The organism is Aliivibrio fischeri ATCC 7744 = JCM 18803 = DSM 507, assembly GCF_023983475.1.
Taxonomy (GTDB): Bacteria; Pseudomonadota; Gammaproteobacteria; order Enterobacterales; family Vibrionaceae; genus Aliivibrio; species Aliivibrio fischeri.
In genome coordinates this window covers 1,441,005-1,458,003 of record NZ_CP092713.1, presented here as the reverse complement: position 1 = coordinate 1,458,003, position 16,999 = coordinate 1,441,005, and the positions used below count along the sequence as shown (strand labels likewise).

15 protein-coding genes and 2 tRNA genes are annotated in these 16,999 nt (G+C 36.9%); 6 read left to right on the top strand and 11 right to left on the bottom strand.

Annotated features, from left to right (window positions below):
* Positions 1-74: 74 nt before the first annotated feature.
* Positions 75-1,202: an acyl-CoA desaturase gene (locus AVFI_RS20080; protein ID WP_188863499.1), complete on the bottom strand. Its 1,128-nt coding sequence runs from the start codon at positions 1,200-1,202 to the stop codon at positions 75-77.
* A gap of 132 nt (positions 1,203-1,334) precedes the next feature.
* On the opposite strand from AVFI_RS20080, the gene AVFI_RS20075 reads away from it, so the two are divergent.
* The gene (locus AVFI_RS20075) at positions 1,335-1,571 is read left to right on the top strand and encodes a DUF3389 domain-containing protein (RefSeq protein WP_054776308.1); all 237 of its coding nucleotides are present in this window, start codon (positions 1,335-1,337) and stop codon (positions 1,569-1,571) included.
* Positions 1,572-1,580: 9 nt separating this feature from the next.
* Here the strand turns inward: AVFI_RS20075 and AVFI_RS20070 are convergent, their stop codons facing one another.
* From AVFI_RS20070 to AVFI_RS20050, 5 genes are all read right to left on the bottom strand, one after another.
* The gene (locus AVFI_RS20070; RefSeq protein ID WP_188863498.1) at positions 1,581-2,816 is read right to left on the bottom strand and encodes a sensor domain-containing diguanylate cyclase; all 1,236 of its coding nucleotides are present in this window, start codon (positions 2,814-2,816) and stop codon (positions 1,581-1,583) included.
* Between the two features lie 652 nt (positions 2,817-3,468).
* A tRNA-Asp gene (locus tag AVFI_RS20065) sits at positions 3,469-3,545 on the bottom strand.
* 38 nt (positions 3,546-3,583) lie between these two features.
* Positions 3,584-3,674: transfer RNA gene (locus AVFI_RS20060), tRNA-Ser, on the bottom strand.
* Positions 3,675-3,756: 82 nt separating this feature from the next.
* The gene (locus AVFI_RS20055) at positions 3,757-4,254 is read right to left on the bottom strand and encodes an ATP-dependent zinc protease family protein (protein WP_012535097.1); all 498 of its coding nucleotides are present in this window, start codon (positions 4,252-4,254) and stop codon (positions 3,757-3,759) included.
* A gap of 144 nt (positions 4,255-4,398) precedes the next feature.
* Positions 4,399-5,355, bottom strand: coding sequence for a TerC/Alx family metal homeostasis membrane protein (locus AVFI_RS20050; RefSeq protein WP_005422206.1), 957 nt, complete (start codon positions 5,353-5,355; stop codon positions 4,399-4,401).
* Positions 5,356-5,742: 387 nt separating this feature from the next.
* Here AVFI_RS20050 and AVFI_RS20045 point away from each other — a divergent pair, with 387 nt between their 5' ends.
* Positions 5,743-6,912: a tetratricopeptide repeat protein gene (locus tag AVFI_RS20045; RefSeq protein WP_012534634.1), complete on the top strand. Its 1,170-nt coding sequence runs from the start codon at positions 5,743-5,745 to the stop codon at positions 6,910-6,912.
* 61 nt (positions 6,913-6,973) lie between these two features.
* Here the strand turns inward: AVFI_RS20045 and AVFI_RS20040 are convergent, their stop codons facing one another.
* Positions 6,974-7,867, bottom strand: coding sequence for an exonuclease/endonuclease/phosphatase family protein (locus AVFI_RS20040; protein ID WP_236781482.1), 894 nt, complete (start codon positions 7,865-7,867; stop codon positions 6,974-6,976).
* Between the two features lie 240 nt (positions 7,868-8,107).
* Here AVFI_RS20040 and nrdD point away from each other — a divergent pair, with 240 nt between their 5' ends.
* From nrdD to AVFI_RS20020, 4 genes are all read left to right on the top strand, one after another.
* Entirely contained in the window at positions 8,108-10,228 is a 2,121-nt protein-coding gene (gene nrdD, locus AVFI_RS20035; protein ID WP_011263171.1) for an anaerobic ribonucleoside-triphosphate reductase, read from the top strand.
* Positions 10,228-10,698, top strand: coding sequence for an anaerobic ribonucleoside-triphosphate reductase-activating protein (gene nrdG, locus AVFI_RS20030; RefSeq protein ID WP_054775496.1), 471 nt, complete (start codon positions 10,228-10,230; stop codon positions 10,696-10,698). The genes nrdD and nrdG overlap by 1 nt, the downstream gene beginning before the upstream one ends.
* Positions 10,699-10,788: 90 nt before the next feature.
* On the top strand, positions 10,789-11,976 hold the full coding sequence (locus AVFI_RS20025) for an amino acid aminotransferase (protein ID WP_065623846.1): 1,188 nt from the start codon (positions 10,789-10,791) through the stop codon (positions 11,974-11,976).
* A 64-nt stretch (positions 11,977-12,040) separates the two neighbouring features.
* Positions 12,041-12,691: an ATP-dependent zinc protease family protein gene (locus AVFI_RS20020; protein ID WP_005422227.1), complete on the top strand. Its 651-nt coding sequence runs from the start codon at positions 12,041-12,043 to the stop codon at positions 12,689-12,691.
* Positions 12,692-12,761: 70 nt separating this feature from the next.
* Here the strand turns inward: AVFI_RS20020 and AVFI_RS20015 are convergent, their stop codons facing one another.
* The 4 genes from AVFI_RS20015 to AVFI_RS20000 form a co-directional block, all read right to left on the bottom strand.
* Positions 12,762-14,180 (bottom strand): MltF family protein, encoded by a 1,419-nt coding sequence (locus AVFI_RS20015; protein ID WP_054775498.1) that lies wholly within the window; start codon positions 14,178-14,180, stop codon positions 12,762-12,764.
* 90 nt (positions 14,181-14,270) lie between these two features.
* Complete coding sequence (locus AVFI_RS20010) at positions 14,271-15,704, bottom strand: MltF family protein (RefSeq protein WP_188863497.1); 1,434 nt, start codon at positions 15,702-15,704, stop codon at positions 14,271-14,273.
* A 263-nt stretch (positions 15,705-15,967) separates the two neighbouring features.
* Positions 15,968-16,507: a hypothetical protein gene (locus AVFI_RS20005; RefSeq protein WP_011263176.1), complete on the bottom strand. Its 540-nt coding sequence runs from the start codon at positions 16,505-16,507 to the stop codon at positions 15,968-15,970.
* Between the two features lie 80 nt (positions 16,508-16,587).
* Positions 16,588-16,968 carry a YgiW/YdeI family stress tolerance OB fold protein gene (locus AVFI_RS20000; RefSeq protein ID WP_012535384.1) on the bottom strand — a complete coding sequence of 127 codons (381 nt, stop codon included), beginning with the start codon at positions 16,966-16,968 and terminating at the stop codon, positions 16,588-16,590.
* Positions 16,969-16,999 lie beyond the last annotated feature (31 nt).

The window sequence follows — 16,999 nt, the reverse complement described above, 5'->3', positions numbered from 1 at the left end:
CATTTCAGGACGAGACATTGAAATAAATAGAAAAGGCATAGTATTCGACTATGCCTTTTTAGTATTAAGAATGCTTATACGTATTGAAGAACAAGACGATTCCAAACTCTCTTTTGATGTTCAAATTGCATTTTTATTTGTTTATGTTGGACATTTAAAAGTGCTAATTCGTATTTTTTCGATAACGTGTCTTTTTTATTCTCGATTAACTGTTTTTTTGAATCGTAGTATTCAGCCATTCTTTCAATCAATGCATCATACTCAGCTTCTAAATGCTCTTTAATTGCATGGTAATTATGTAATGTAGCAATTTTACTTTCTGCTTTTTTACGTAACATGAGCGCTTTGGCTTTTTCTATTTTTGCTTGCGGACTCACACGAAGTTTATGAGCTAGACCTAGCCATGAGCAGGTTTTAATAAACCATTTTGTTGGATCATATTGCCACCAGTAAATTCCATTTCGGTAGTCATTTTCAAAAATGTGGTGGTAATTATGATAGCCTTCACCAAAAGTGAAAATAGCTAAAAATCCGTTATCTCGAGCTGTATTTTTTTCTGTATAAGGTTGAGAGCCCCAGATGTGAGCTAATGAGTTAATAAAGAACGTTGTGTGATGACTTAATGTTAAACGAACAGCTCCTACCATTAATAGCATACCTATGATATCGCTATAGATAACGCCTAATAATAGAGGTACGCCAATATTCATTATGAGCGCTAAGGCAATATAGTGTTTGTGTTGCCACATGAGGATATTGTCTTTTTGTAAATCTCGACAGTTGCCATAATCGTCATAGGTAGCAGGTTTATAATGACGTAGCATCCAACCAATATGAGAGAACCAAAAACCACGCTTAGCTGAGTAGGGGTCTTTGTCATTATCATCAACATGACGATGATGAATACGATGATCAGATGACCAATGCAGCGCACTATTTTGTAATGCAAAAGCCCCACCTAGAGCAAAAATGAAACGTAATGCTGGATGGGCATTATATGCTTTGTGCGACCATAAACGGTGATAACCAGCAGTTATGGATAGGTTACAGAAGCTAAAAGTTAAAAGTAACCAGATCCAATGCTCACTGCCTAGTGGATTGTAATAAGCATAAATCGGGGTCGCAACAAATGCGAGTAGGAAGCTAGATGTAAAAATAAATACATTTAGCCAAATAATCGATGGTTTGGTTCCTTGATTCATTTTGTAATATCCATTTAAGCGTACAGTTGTGCGCTAGAATAGTTTGAGATTAAATTATAGTCAAGAACAGACATTTAAGAATATGTAACAAATGCGATATAATTCAAGTTGAATTAAGTTTAGGGAAACAACATGAAAATCTCATTTTCTGAAGGGGACATTATTGCTAATCAACGTGAGATAGTTATTCGATTAAGCAATAAATCAAGAACGACTCTGCAAGCCGAGGTGGATGCGATTACTTTAATTGGTGGAGTGAATGTAATTAATGCAGTAGGCAGTGGTGCAAAATGGTCAGTTAAGCTAGATGATGAAGAACAACTGCAACAATTGGCCGAAGAGATCGGGATTGCAATTGAATACTATTAATTGACAATATTAATCCTCAGGTGAAACAATTCGGTTTTTCCCTTGTTGTTTCGCTTGATACATATTTTTGTCCGCCGTTTGAATCAAGGATTCAATGTTACAACTGGTAACTTGACACTGGCTTATACCAATACTGGCAGTTATGATGTGGCGATGATCAGAAAATTGATATACTTCTAATTCGCACTTTTTTAAAATGGTTGTGGCAATAGCTTTTGCTTGTTGCAAATTATGGTTTGAAAGAAAAACAATAAATTCTTCTCCCCCCCAGCGACCAACAATGCCAGATTCTCCAACGACTTTTTTACATAAATTGGCAAAACGAACGATAACTTCATCACCAGAAGCGTGTCCAAATTGGTCATTAATCCATTTAAAATTATCAATATCAATCAGTAAGCAGATTTCAGAACAACAATCATGACTGTTTATATTATGGTTGAGCTTTTCTGTTATTGCCCGACGGTTAAATAATCCTGTAAGGTAATCATGTGAGGCTTGATACTCTATTTGACGTTCAAGGTGGTATTTTTCAGTTACATCAATAATTGAGGTCTGTATTGCCGGTAGGCCTCCCCAATCAATGACACTTTCAAATAGTTGAAAATAACGAGTTTGACCGTCAAAGCAGATGTTTTCAACAACATCATTGGTTGAGGTTAATTCTTTTGAGATCAGTTGTTGATATAGATTACGGGCATTTGTTTGATTGTACTCAGGTATAAGGCACATAAAACTATCTAATGCCATTACTTCTGCCACAGAGTTTGCTTTTACTAGATCAACAAAAGCAGGATTTACCATGAGTGGTTTGAAATCTCTATGAACCAGAATCCCCTGTAATGAATGCCAAATAAGATCTTTATATTTCTGCTCTTGATCAAGGATTTGTTGGTTAGCCTGATCAATTGTCGACATATCAATTACCGTAATTTGAAGCGCAGGTGACCCTTGCCATTCAACAACATGATCGACAGTTAATACTGAAAAAATTCGGCCTTGAGTATTTTGGTTAACATATGAACGGACTTTAGGAGTTTCTTTACCTTGCATAACATCATTATATGCTTGTTGAGCTATTTGATGGTATTTGGGATCGATAATATCGAATAACGAACTAAGGTTCATCACTTCTTGAGCTGATTCGAAACCAAACAGTTGTGCGTATTTTTCATCAACAAATAGCGGAGTGAAATCTCGATGAATAACGACGCCATACATTGAGTCTATATGGATTGGTTTCATGGGGTACCTTAGAACGTAAATCTGTAATGTGTATGGTATACCTTTATGACAAATAAGGGAAATTTATGAGCTACATTAGTGAGATAGATAATGATACTACTGTCATTACTCTGTTTTTATGTGATCAAAAAGGAGTTTTAAGAGGTTTTTGAAACCCTGACATTATCTAGATCTCGGAAGTATTTTCATTTTCGACAGATACAACAAAGGCATCGTCTTTCGACAATGCCTTCGTTGTATTGGCGGAGCGGACGGGACTTTCTATCTCACCTTGAGAGCAGCACGACCCTCGGCGTGTCAGGCCGCTAAGCTCTCCAATAAAAAGCCTAACCAACTGAACTACCGCTCTAATTTTTGCAACCCAGACTTTATCTGGAACTTGGAAGTATTTTCATTTTCGACAGATACAACAAAGGCATCGTCTTTCGACAATGCCTTTGTTGTGTTGGCGGAGCGGACGGGACTTTCTATCAACCTTGAGAGCAGCACGACCCTCTGCGTGACAGACCGCTAAGCTCTCCAGTAGAAAGTTTAATCAACTGAACTACCGCTCTAATTTATTGAAATCCAGACTTTATCTGGAATTCAGAAGCTTTTTCATTTTCGACAGATACAAAAAAGGCATCGTCTTTCGACAATGCCTTCGTTGTAGTGGCGGAGCGGACGGGACTCGAACCCGCGACCCCCGGCGTGACAGGCCGGTATTCTAACCAACTGAACTACCGCTCCAATTTTTTGAAACCCAGACTCTATCTGAATCTCGAAAGTGGCGGAGGGATAGGGATTTGAACCCTAGAAGGGCTATTAACCCTTGCCGGTTTTCAAGACCGGTGCTTTCGACCACTCAGCCATCCCTCCAACGCGGTGAATAATAGTAATCTTTAGTTTTTAAGTAAAGTACTTTTTTGAAAAAAGAGTTTAAGCGTTTAAAAAATAAACGTTATTCTGCATTTTTTTCGACATCGACTAAATAATCGCCTTCTAACCAGTTGCGACCAATAAGTAATTTATAGTCGAGCTTACTGCGATCACGTAAGTTAACGGCTACTTTCTTTTCTTCACCATTGAATCGTAAATGCATGCGTACTGCGTATCGACGTTCTACACCTTGTGCATTTCGGATTTTGCTTACTTTAATGATTCGTCCAGTATGTTCTGTTGCAACGTTGTCTTCGTTATAAGTTGTGAACTTAACCGTATCACCAAGATGATCACGCATATCATCACTTTCATCTTCTTGGTTTATTATTTGGATATTGGTTGCGTGAATTGACGTTGTTGCTGCACCAGTATCGATACGGGCTTCATAATCGGTATTAAGTTCATCAATGTGAATCGTTTCAATTTGTCCAACAATCGTTTTATTTGAACAACTTTCATGAGCAAAAACAGAAGATGACAGTAACAATAGGCTAATAGATAAAATGGCTTTGTTCATAACAACCTTTATGTAAGTAAAAATAAAGTTCAATAAGGATGAAGTGTAGACGCTTATTTTGGAAAGGAGTTCAGGTTTGTGTAAAAAGTTTGAATAGCAAATATAAAAAAGGCGATAACTATCGCTATCGCCTTAAGAGTTTTTTTAATCTTGTACTTCTTGTTGCTGAGAGCGGTTTTTATAAATAGAACCGATAATCGCCAGCGTAATGATTGCAACGATCGTTAATAATGAAATAACCGTTGGTACTTCGTATTTTGTGCCAACCAGGAACATTTTTATACCGATAAAGCTCAGTATAAATGCTAATGCAGGTTGTAGGTAACAGAACTTATCAAGCATACCTTGAAGAACAAAATACAATGAACGTAGACCTAATAGTGCAAACACATTTGCAGCAAACACCAAGAATGGTTCTTGTGTAATTGCAAAAATTGCAGGAATTGAATCTAAAGCGAACATAATATCGGTAAACATAATTACAATAACCACTAGTAATAGAGGCGTTGCAATTGTTTTTCCGCTTACTTTAGCAAACAGTTGATTGCCATGGTATTTGTCATCAAATGGAATGTGCTTTTTAAAGAACATAACCAATTTTGATGACGCAAAATCACTGTTTTCTTCCGTATCTGCAAACCATAATTTCACACCAGTAATGATTAGGAATACAGCAAAGATGTATAGGATCCAGTGGTACTGAGCTAATAATTCTGCGCCAACAAAAATCATTACTGCACGTAAAGCAAGGGCACCAATAATACCCCATAACAGAATACGTGGACGACTTGACTCTGGAACGGCGAATTGACTAAAAATTAATGCGAAAACAAAAAGGTTATCGACACTTAGCATTTTTTCAAGCAAATAGCCGGTAAGGAAAGCAACACTAGCATCGGTGCGTGTATAACTACTTTCTGGAGCCATTAATGGCCAGTAAAGATAAATGACAGCACAAAAAACAAATGCAAGAACAAACCAGAATAAAGACCAAACTAATGCTTTTTTAAGGCTTGGTGTATCTTTTCTTGTTTGAAATAGATCAAGAGCGAACATAGCGAGAACAACGAAACCAAAGAGTTCCCAAGTTAACGGTGACATAAGTATTCCTTAAATAGAGGTGAAAGGAATAGGCATGAATAAAGAGCATAGACCTTCCACCACAAACAATAAAAATTAATGTTATGGTTTTGGTCTTGTCAAAGCGATTGGCAACCTTTGCCTACTTACAGATACCGGAAGCGAAGCTTCGGGATGACGATATCTGAACAAGATTAAGTATTAAATCTTGTGACTACTCCCCAATGATCTGGATAGTAATCCCGATCTTTAAATAATTCAAACAAAAAATAGTCGTAGGAAATTTATTTATCGAGAAAATTGATAATAAGCTGAAAATTAGGAGGAAATCACAAACTTTTTTTTATGTTTTTAACATTTATGTCGATAATAAAAAAGGTAACTAAATTTAATAGAATATGGTGTCGGATGAATTGGATTCAAATAGCAGTCGTAGGATTGTTAATTTTACTCGCAATTGTATGTATCAACTTTTTCTTTGCGAATCAAAAACAGAAGAAAATAGAAAAAAGAAAAGAGCTTGAAGAGAGCTCTTATCGTCGTGCGCTTGCAGAAGCTCGAGCAGCAGAAAGACAAGAACGAGTATATAAAGCACAAACAGGTCATATTTCAACTCAACTCTTTTTAGCTAAAGAAGCAGAAATGAGTAATTTTGAAGAAGCGCTACATTGGTATGAAATGGCAGCCAATTTAAACAACAGTATTGCTATTCGTTCTGTTATTCGTTTATGTGATAGTCGCCGTGATAACCCTGAACTAAAAGAGAAATCGACATTTTGGGGGAAAGTGGTAGCGGCTGAAGAAGGTGGACCTGAGGATAAATTAGCGCTTGGTATTGCTTTTTTACAAGGTAAAGGCGTTGAAGCTAATATTGAAAAAGGCATTGCGTTAATAACTGAAGCCGCAGAAGCTAATCATATCCCTGCACAATTGTTTATTGCCGATTGGTATGTTGCAGAAGCTAACCCGCAACCGAATGCAAAATTAGCAGCGGAATGGAATTTACGAGCAGCGATGCTTGATAATGTTGAAGCGCAGATCCGTATCGGTAAGCAATATGCTGAAGGGCGAGGTGTCGCTGTAGATCCGAAGAAAGCAACGTATTGGTTAGAAGTTGCAGCTGAATCTGGTGATGCTAAAGCGCAATATTTCGCTGGTGAAATGGGGGCTGATACTAATGAAAAAGGTAATTCAATAGCTTATATTTGGTTATGGCTTGCTGCTAAAAATGGTATTGAAGCTGCTGTTTCTCGACGAGATCATGTCGGACATTTGGTTGGGGTGGATGCGGTAATTGGATTGCAAAGCATGGCAAAACCACTTTATGAAAAAATGAGTAAAGGTAAGCTTAAAAAACACGCCATCATTAAATCTTTGGATAAGCTGTATCAACGAGAAAGTTATTTTCCTGATGAAAATGAATTTATGGTTGGAGAAGAGCCAAATACTTCAGCTACTGAAAATGAGATTACAGCAGACAATGTAGAAGATGTGGTTTCAGTAACAGAGAAAAAAGAAGAAACAAAAGAGCCGATGAATTTTAGTCAAACTAAAATGGATAGTGGGGCTAAGTTTTAATTCTCCATATGTAAAAGGAGCGCAAGGTGCGTTCCTTTTTTATATGTTTAATAAAAGAGAGTTAATTATTCATTTCAAATAAAATAGGGCAATGATCACTCAGTTGATATTTTTTGACATCGGCTTCCGTAAATTGTTGCTGAGTCACTTGGAAAGAACGATTCGAGATATTTGTAATGCCATGATCGATCAAACGAGTGAATGTCGTGTACTTAGGCCAGTCTCGTTTCCATTGCTTAACTGTGCAACGAGCTTTTGTATCTTCAGTTAGTAATAATGGTGTATCAGAAGTATTACTCTTTATATTCTTCCATAACCAGCTTCTCGGATGCGCAAGAGTATGATTGAAATCCCCCAAAATTAGATACTCTTCATTATTGGCTTCACGAGAGTTAATCCATTCTATTACTTCATCAGTTTGTTGCTTTAACGTCGAACACGAATAATTTTTCTTTTTTTGTCCTAGACATCCAGATTTTAGATGCACAGATAAGAGGTGTACTGGACGTGATGGATTGCCTATATCAGCCACAATATAAGTGGCATAACGCAACTTGCTGGTTTTTTTCTTTGGTAATAATGAAAAATCATTAGGATCTATAACAGGGATTGACTGATGAACGGCGAAACCTGTGTATTGATTTATGTCGGTAAACTGAAGTTTTGAGTTTAAAGAACGATCAGAGAGGTAAATTTTATAATCATTTCCCACTATTCTTTGGATTGCTTCTTTTGAATCGACTTCTTGAAAAGCTAAAATTTTGCTATTGGATTGCGAAAAGTAAAAATTTAGCTGCTCAAAATCTTGTTGACTTCGATCTGATGAGCGAAATTTTTCAGAAGGCGAGAGCGTTAACCATTCCATATTCCATGTCGATAATGTGATCGCATAGCTTGAAAATGAACTAAAAGTAAGCATTAAAAAAATCAGTGTTCGAGTAATTCGTTGATTCATAAGTCCTCCAGAAATCGCAAGCAGTTTAATTAAAAATTTACCACTTAGCACACAAAAAAATGTTTCATTTTCATACATTGCAACGAAAGTGAGAACAATCTTAAAGCAGTGGTGAAAGTAGAATCACCCATAAAATTAGATTGATCTAGATCAAAGTATTTTATTCTCAGATCGAGCCTAATACACCACATCTTGTGTTGGCTAGTTCAACACCCCCACTATTTAGTATTTGGAGTCACTGTGAATATAACTGTAATCAAGCGAGATGGAAGTCGCGCAGCATATAAAAGTTCTCGTATAATTGACGCTGTAAAAGGTGCTTCAGAGCAGGTGACTCCTGAGATAGAGAGTTACGCTAAATTAGTTGCTCATGCTGTTGAGATTGCATTACAGGGACAACAAGAAGTGGGCATTCGCCAGATTCAAGAACTGGTTGAAAACGAATTAATGCAAGGACCACATAAAGTGCTTGCTCGTGCTTATATTGAATATCGTCATGATAGAGATATTGCTCGTGAAAAAATCAGCGTACTAAATAAGGAAATTAGTGGTCTGATTGAACAAAGTAATGCTGAGCTACTGAATGAAAACGCAAATAAAGACGGTAAAGTGATTCCAACTCAACGTGATTTATTAGCGGGTATTGTTGCTAAGCACTACGCAACTCGTCATATTTTACCTCGTGATATTGTACAAGCTCACGAGCGTGGTGAGATCCACTACCACGATTTAGATTACGCACCATTTTTCCCAATGTTTAACTGTATGCTAATTGATTTAAAAGGCATGTTAACTGGTGGCTTTAAAATGGGTAATGCGGAAATTGATACACCAAAATCAATCGCAACCGCAACTGCCGTAACTGCACAAATTATTGCACAAGTAGCAAGTCACATTTATGGCGGAACTACGATTAACCGTATTGATGAAATTTTAGCGCCTTACGTAACTGTGAGTTATGAAAAAGCGTTAAAGCTTGCTGAAAAATGGGGCATTCCTGATGCTGAAGCTTTTGCTCAAGCTCAAACAGAAAAAGAATGTTATGACGCATTCCAATCGCTTGAATACGAAGTAAACACATTACATACAGCAAACGGACAAACACCATTTGTAACATTCGGCTTTGGTTTAGGTACGAGCTGGGAATCAAAACTGATCCAACGCTCTATTTTAGAAAACCGTATTGCAGGTCTAGGTAAAAACCGTAAAACAGCGGTATTCCCTAAATTAGTATTTGCTATTCGTGATGGTCTAAACCATAAAAAAGCAGATCCAAACTACGATATTAAACAATTAGCATTAGAATGTGCGTCAAAACGCATGTACCCAGATATCCTTAACTATGACAAAGTCGTTGAAGTAACGGGTTCATTTAAAACACCAATGGGTTGTCGTAGCTTCCTAGATTTATATGAAGAGAACGGTGAGCAAATTCACGATGGTCGTAATAACTTAGGTGTGGTGAGCTTAAACCTACCTCGTGTTGCGATTGAAGCAAAAGGTGACGTAGATACATTCTATAAACTGCTTGATGAGCGCTTAGTGCTATGTCGTCGTGCGCTAGAATCACGTATTTCTCGTTTAGAAGGCGTTAAAGCTCGTGTTGCTCCAATCCTTTACATGGAAGGGGCGTGTGGTGTTCGTCTAAAACCAGATGATGACATCATTAATATCTTTAAAAACGGTCGTGCATCTGTATCGCTTGGCTACATTGGTGTACATGAAACAATCGAAGCACTATTTGGTAGTGATGATCACCTATATGACAATGCAGAGCTTCAAGTTAAAGCATTAGAGATTATTCAGTACCTAAAAGACGCTGTTCAAGTATGGACAAAAGAAACTGGTTTTGGCTTTAGCTTGTATGGTACTCCAAGTGAAAACTTATGTTCTCGTTTCTGTAAGCTTGATAACACACAATTTGGTGTGATTGATAAAGTGACAGATAAAGGCTACTACACAAACAGTTTCCACTTAGATGTACAGAAGAAAGTGAATCCATACGATAAGATTGACTTTGAAATGCCATACCCAGAAATCTCAAGTGGTGGCTTCATTTGTTATGGTGAATTCCCTAACATGCAACGTAACATTGAAGCATTAGAAAACGTATGGGATTACAGCTATACGCGTGTTCCTTATTACGGCACAAATACACCGATTGATGAGTGCTACGAATGTGGTTATAACGGTGAATTTGAATGTACAAGTAAAGGCTTCACTTGTCCTAAATGTGGCAATCATGATTCAACGAAAGTATCCGTAACACGTCGTGTGTGTGGTTATTTAGGTAGCCCCGATGCACGTCCATTTAACTTCGGTAAACAAGAAGAAGTTCAACGTCGAGTGAAACATTTATAATGAACTATCACGTATATCATTCAATTGATGTGGTTAATGGACCGGGTACGCGCTGTACCCTGTTCGTTTCAGGTTGTGAGCACAACTGTAAAGGGTGCTATAACAAATCCACACTTAATCCAAATTCAGGACATCTTTTTACGAAAGAGCTAGAAGATAAGATTATTACTGATCTGAATGATACACGTATTCCACGTAGAGGATTGTCATTGTCGGGCGGCGATCCTCTTCATCCAATGAATTGTGAATCTGTTCTTAAGCTAGTAAAACGTGTTAAATCTGAATGTGAAAGTAAAGACATTTGGATGTGGACGGGCTACACCCTAAGTGAGCTAAATCCAACACAAAAAGAGATTGTTGACTTAATTGATACGTTAATTGATGGTCGTTTTGAACAAGACAAAGCGGATCCATCATTGGATTGGCGTGGTAGTAGCAATCAGATTATTCATACATTCAATGTATTGTAAGAAAATTGTAAAAATCTAAACAATAAAACGTGATATTTTCCTATCTGAATGGTAACTTAAATACATTACAGATCATAAGGATATGAAAATATGCTGCAAAATATAGCGACTCCTGCTAAAGATCCCATTCTTTCTCTTTCTATCGAATATCGAGCCGATGATCGCGATAATAAAGTCGATCTCGGTATCGGTGTTTATCGTAACGATCAAGGTTTAACACCAATCATGAAAGCCGTAAGCGATTCGGCGAAATCTATTGCAGCAGAGCAAACCACAAAAGCTTATGTTGGTCTTGCTGGTTGTGAAGTTTTTAATCAAAGCATGGTTGATTTATTGTTACGTGATACCTCAGCTTATGAGCGTGTTTCTGCCATTCAAACTCCTGGAGCGAGTGGTGCTTTACGTATGCTTGCTGATTTAATTAAATCAACAGAACCTGATGCAACAGTTTGGATAAGTAATCCAAGTTACGTTAATCATCAACCAGTAATGGAAGCGGCTGGTCTTAAAGTTCGTCATTACACATATTTCAATCCTCTGACAAAACAGGTGGATAGCGAAGCTATGCTTGCTGACTTAGCAAAAGCGGGTCCTAAAGATATCATTTTACTGCACGGTTGTTGTCATAACCCAACTGGTGCAGATATTCGTCTTTCGGATTGGATTGCTATTACAGAGTTAGCATTAAAAAATGGTTTTATTCCTTTTGTTGATATTGCATACCAAGGATTTGGTGACGGATTAGAAGCTGATGCGGCTGGTTTGCGGTTTATGGCAGACCGTGTACCTCAAATGTTTATAGCAACATCATGCTCGAAAAATTTTGGTTTGTATCGTGAACGAACAGGTGCGGCTATGGTGATCGCTGGCAATATTGAGATAGCAATGAATGCTAAAGCGAAACTGCTGCAAATGGCTCGTGCGACTTACACTATGCCACCAGATCATGGTGCTGCGATTGTTGGTCGAATTTTAAATGATGATCAATTAACGTTATCGTGGCGCACTGAATTGGATGAGATGCAAAAACGCTTAGTTGGTTTACGAACTAACTTATGTGAAGCACTGCGTAATGAAACACAATCAGAGACATTTGATTTTATTGAACAACATAAAGGTATGTTCTCAGTAATTGGTTTTACGCCAGAGCAAATGGCATCTTTAAAATCAGAGCATGGTATTTACGCCGTTGGAGATGGGCGAATCAATATTGCAGGAATGCAAGAAAAACACATTGATTATATTGCTAAATCTGTTGCCTCTGTTGCAAATAAGTAACAGAAAAATTAGAGATATTAACTATACTAATGAAATATAACAGATAAACCGTAAAGGAAAACGAATGAAGATAACTAAAAAATGGTCAACGTTACTTTTACCTATACTACTTGCTGGTTGTATGTCGACGGCTACAACAACGTCGGAAACTGATGGAGCAACGAATCCATCGGTAGAGCAACCTGTTACTCCAGAAACAAAGCCTGAAGTAAAACCAGAGCAAAAACCGCAAGTAGATCCTAAACCTCCAGTTAAACCAGAAGCAAATGAGTTAAAAACGGCGGATGGAAAATTGCTGTTAGGTGAAGAAGAATGGATTTACATTAAAGCCATTAATCACAATGCTAAAGCTCGTATAGATACAGGGGCAACAACGTCTTCTATTTCAGCTGTAGATATTGAAATGTTTGAGCGTGATGGTAAGGATTGGGTTAAATTTAAATTAGCTCATAATGAAAAAGAAACCAAAGAGTTTGAGTCTCCTGTATCTCGTATCGTGACTATTCGACAATCAAGTACAGAAAAACGAACTGATCGTCCTGTAATTGAAGCTTGGGTTCAAATTGGTGATTTAAAAACCAAAACTGAATTCACTCTGAATGATCGTACGCATATGACATTCCCTGTGTTACTTGGTCGAACTTTCTTTCGTGATGTAGCTGTTGTTGATGTCAGTAAAAAGTTTATTCAACCTAAAGTGAAAGTAGAGAAATAACGTATTTTTCTACTGATACATTATTAATAAAAACGCCCACAATTATGTGGGCGTTTTTATTTTGCCATATCTAAAAGAGTTTATAAGTAGCAGCGTTTCGTTGCTCTCTGTGGATTTGAAGCTGAGCTATTTGCTTATAAATAACGTAATAGCGACTGATATTTGCAACATAGTGAACAGGCTCTTTACTTACGTATTTTCTTGCCATTATCTCGACGTTATTGAACCAAATATTAGGGTCATATCCATGTTTTATTGCCATTCTACGCATTTTACGAACATTTGCCGGACCTGCATTATAAGCAGCTAAAGAAAAGTACATTTGGTTCTCTTCTGTTATCTCTGGTTTTAAAAAGTAACGTTTATGTACAAAACTCATATACTTAACACCGGCATGGATGTTGTTTTCTAGCTCTCTAAAATTTTTGATATTTATGTAAGGTTCTTTGGCTGTTTTAGGCAACACCTGCATGATCCCAACAGCACCCATGTGTGAGACAAGACGGTTATTGAATTTGGACTCTTGATAAGCTTGAGCTGAAATCATTAACCAATCAAATTCATATTTATCCGCATATTGTTCAAAGAGCACGGCCAAATTTTTAAATTGTTTTACTGTTTCAGGGTCTACTGCTTTTTTTAGCCACTTGGTGTTAGCAAGGTATTTCTTATAAATAACATTACCCAAAAAAGAGCCTTGTCGAATGGTTCTAATGTATTTGTTTACTGCTGTTTTTAATTGAGGGCTGTTTTTCCTCATTGCCCAACCAATATTGGCGTTTTCTCTAATCGGAAGAGTTTCATATATGGTGATATTCTTCATGACTTGAGACCAAAGACGAGATTTATGACTATCGATAACCGTAATTGGTAAAATATCTTGGTTGAGCATTTCCATTAATTCATAGTCTTGTAAATTTTCTTCTAAGAATTGAACATTGATAGGGGAGATCCCTTGGGAAGATAACTGTTTATTAATTCGTTGTAAGCTCTCAAAATAGCTTGAGCTTGGTCTAACCCATACTTCTTTACCTGATAAATCTTCTAGAGATTCTAAAGGAGGTGTAGATGGCGAGCTAACGAGCCACTCTTGGCTGTTACTGATCACAGGATCACTAAAATCGACAAATTGCAGTCGTTGTGGGGTAATCGTTAGGTTAGCAACGGCAAGATCACCAAAGCCTCGTTCTAAAGCGGTAAATAAGTCATCCCGTGGGATAGGGATGACTTGAACATTAACGCGAATTTTATTTTTGCGTAAATGTAATTCGAAATGATGAAGAAATTCGGCAATGATCCCCTTCGGTTGCCCTTTTTCTATGTAGTAAAAGCCAAGATCAGCAGATACTAATACTCGTATCGTTCCTTTTTTCTCTAGTGCTTTCAAATCGCCAACATAAGGCGTTTGAGTTAACGGTGAAAGCTCTATTGCAAGAGCGAGCTGAGGAAGCAGTAATAATACCCAGAAAACGTGACGTAAACGATCCATGTTATGAGTCCTTGTTTAACAGCGTATTAACAATTTATGTTGAAATTAGATGAAATTCAAGTCCTCTTCATTCTATGCTCTCGATTTATATTAGATATTATCAAAGTCGAATGTGGCTTTATTTAACGCATTACGTTGCTCTTTTTGTTCTTTTAACTGAACTATTTGTTTATAAATCACATAGTAACGACTTATGTTTGATACATAATGAACGGGTTCTTTACTGATATACTTCAGCGCCATTAATTCCACATTATTGAACCAGACATTAGGGTCATAGCCTTGTTCCTGCGCTTTTTTTCGAATGCGTCTTATTTTAGCTGGTCCTGCATTATAAGCCGCCAATGAGAAGTAGAGTTGATTATCTGCTGATATTTCTGGTTTATCAAAATATCGTTTATGCACAAAGCTTAAATATTTAATACCTGCATGTATGTTGTTTTCTAAGGTATAAATATTCTCTATTTGTACATGCTTATCTTTTGCTGTGCTCGGTAAGACTTGCATTATTCCAACAGCGCCTTTATGAGATACGGCCTTATTATCCAACCTCGACTCTTGATAAGCTAAGGCTGAGGTTAGCTGCCAATCTAAGTTATACATACTAGAGTAGTGTTTAAATATATCAGACAGCTCGTAAAGCTTATCGATATTATCGGTTTGTAGAATTTTCGCTAACCACTTTTCGTCATTAAGGTATTTTTTATAAATCAAATTGCCTAGAAATGACCCTTTTTTTATTTTAGTAATGTACTGATTTATGACATTAGTTAGCTGAGGACTATTTTTTCGTACTGCCCAAGCGATATTAATATCTTGTTTTAATGGGAATTCTTCATGATATTGAATGTTAGGAATGATCTTTTTCCATAGTATTGCTCGATAGTTTTCTATTACGGTTGCTGGCAATAATTTATTTTCAACCATCTCAAGAACTTCATTATCACCTAATGATTCTTCCAAAAAATGAACATCCATAGGAGCCATATTATTTGATGTCAGTTGTTCATTAATGTTTTGAAGTGTCTCAAAGTAACTGGAGCTGCCTTTTACCCATATCTCTTTACCTGAAAGATCGGCTAGTTCAGTGATAGGGGCGTGCCCTTTAGCTGTGATTAACCACTCCTCACTGTCTTTTATTGTGGGAGTACTAAAGTCGATATGGCGTAATCGAGCTTTGGTGATCGCTAAGTGACCAACGGCAATGTCTCCAAACCCTGCTTTTAATGACCATAGTAAATCATCATCAGAGACGGGAATAATTCGAATATGAGTGTGATCATTTTTTTTTGCTAAATGTCGCTCAAAGTGTGAGAGAAATTCTGAAATTATTCCGATGGGTTTACCATTACTTACTTGATAAAAACCTACTTCCATTGAAACAAGAACACGAATTACCCCTTTTTTTGATATCTCATTGTAATCACCTTTATAGGATTTATTACTTAGAGGGGCTAGCTCAAGTGCTTCAGCGTTTATCGGTAATATAAGTAGAGTAAAAAATAACTTATGGAATAGATTCATAGTTTGTCATCCATGATACAACATGATTACAACTTATGTTTCCATACTGTTAAAGACAAGGCGTTATTTTACTGTTTTTCTGTCGTTTTATTTTTGAGACGACAACGATGAGTTAAGCTACAATTAAGTGTTTAATTTATGATTATTTAAGTTTTTTTTGAAGGGAATAGTAATAGTGAAAGTATTTCATATTCACATGGTGAATATGAAGTCAGCAATTTTTTGCTGACTTATATAGATGGTTATGTTCGTTAAAGAGGGAGTTAGAATGTGAAACGAGCAGTCATCATCATTTGTCCGCCATATACACCATTAAATTTGGCTTCTGCACCCACAGATAATTGTTCTGTTGAATGGAATCGGAAATGAACACTACCAATATTCTTACTGTCGTTACTATCAAACAATTGACCGTATTGTGCACCTACTTCAATTTGCTGCATTAACCACACTCGGAAACCGATATTAATCTCGGTAAGCATTTCATCGCCAAATTTATCGCTTCCTTTATCTTTCACGTTGTGTAGTAATAATTGGCCGTAAATATCAGAAAATTCGTTAACTGGACCGTTAAAACCAATACCACCGCTAATATCCCAATCGCCAGAAAATTTAGTATCTGCCTTTGCTATCAAATGAGAGTTTTCAGTGAATTGTTGGTTAACTTGAACCCCATAAGTACCAGGACTGGTTCCAATTCGTGCTTCAAAAAAGCTATAAGGAAAGTTATTTGCCATTGCTGTCGAAGAAGATAGCGCTGTTGCTAATAAAAACGCTTTTTTGATGAATTTTGTAGATGCCATAACCTTATAACCTGATATTCATGAATTTTATCTATAAAAAAGCCTGCAAAAAGCAGGCCAGTTTATAAGGAGAGGGGGTTTTATAGTAATTGAATTCGTTCTACTTCGATTTCTGGTGTACTACCACCTTCATATTCCCCGAAGATACGAACTTTGGTTGTTTCATTGATTGCCGTGGGCTGTGAAATATCATCATCTAATTCAATTTGAATTTCTTTTGTCCCATCAGTAAATACATATTTGTCTTTACGAATGTGACGGATGATTCTTCCATCAATAATAGCGTCTTGCTCTGCAAACATACTTGTATCAGTTAATAGTTCGGCAACCGTTGTAGTTTCAACCGGTCCTGTATAATTAAAAGTGCGAGAGTTATGATCTTTATTATGTCCACCATCAGCAAGAGCGATAGTAGGAGATAGGATTAGAGCTGCTGTGATTGCGATAATTGTCTTTTTCATAATGGCTTCCTTTTTTAAAATAATTTCTAGT

Excerpts from the sequence above, each read along its gene's own strand:
- AVFI_RS20080 (WP_188863499.1), bottom strand. The coding sequence starts at position 1,202 with ATGAATCAAGGAACCAAACCATCGATTATTTGGCTAAATGTATTTATT.
- AVFI_RS20075 (WP_054776308.1), top strand. The coding sequence starts at position 1,335 with ATGAAAATCTCATTTTCTGAAGGGGACATTATTGCTAATCAACGTGAG.
- AVFI_RS20070 (WP_188863498.1), bottom strand. The coding sequence starts at position 2,816 with ATGAAACCAATCCATATAGACTCAATGTATGGCGTCGTTATTCATCGA.
- AVFI_RS20055 (WP_012535097.1), bottom strand. The coding sequence starts at position 4,254 with ATGAACAAAGCCATTTTATCTATTAGCCTATTGTTACTGTCATCTTCT.
- AVFI_RS20050 (WP_005422206.1), bottom strand. The coding sequence starts at position 5,355 with ATGTCACCGTTAACTTGGGAACTCTTTGGTTTCGTTGTTCTCGCTATG.
- AVFI_RS20045 (WP_012534634.1), top strand. The coding sequence starts at position 5,743 with ATGAATTGGATTCAAATAGCAGTCGTAGGATTGTTAATTTTACTCGCA.
- AVFI_RS20040 (WP_236781482.1), bottom strand. The coding sequence starts at position 7,867 with ATGAATCAACGAATTACTCGAACACTGATTTTTTTAATGCTTACTTTT.
- nrdG (WP_054775496.1), top strand. The coding sequence starts at position 10,228 with ATGAACTATCACGTATATCATTCAATTGATGTGGTTAATGGACCGGGT.
- AVFI_RS20025 (WP_065623846.1), top strand. The coding sequence starts at position 10,789 with ATGCTGCAAAATATAGCGACTCCTGCTAAAGATCCCATTCTTTCTCTT.
- AVFI_RS20020 (WP_005422227.1), top strand. The coding sequence starts at position 12,041 with ATGAAGATAACTAAAAAATGGTCAACGTTACTTTTACCTATACTACTT.
- AVFI_RS20015 (WP_054775498.1), bottom strand. The coding sequence starts at position 14,180 with ATGGATCGTTTACGTCACGTTTTCTGGGTATTATTACTGCTTCCTCAG.
- AVFI_RS20010 (WP_188863497.1), bottom strand. The coding sequence starts at position 15,704 with ATGAATCTATTCCATAAGTTATTTTTTACTCTACTTATATTACCGATA.
- AVFI_RS20005 (WP_011263176.1), bottom strand. The coding sequence starts at position 16,507 with ATGGCATCTACAAAATTCATCAAAAAAGCGTTTTTATTAGCAACAGCG.
- AVFI_RS20000 (WP_012535384.1), bottom strand. The coding sequence starts at position 16,968 with ATGAAAAAGACAATTATCGCAATCACAGCAGCTCTAATCCTATCTCCT.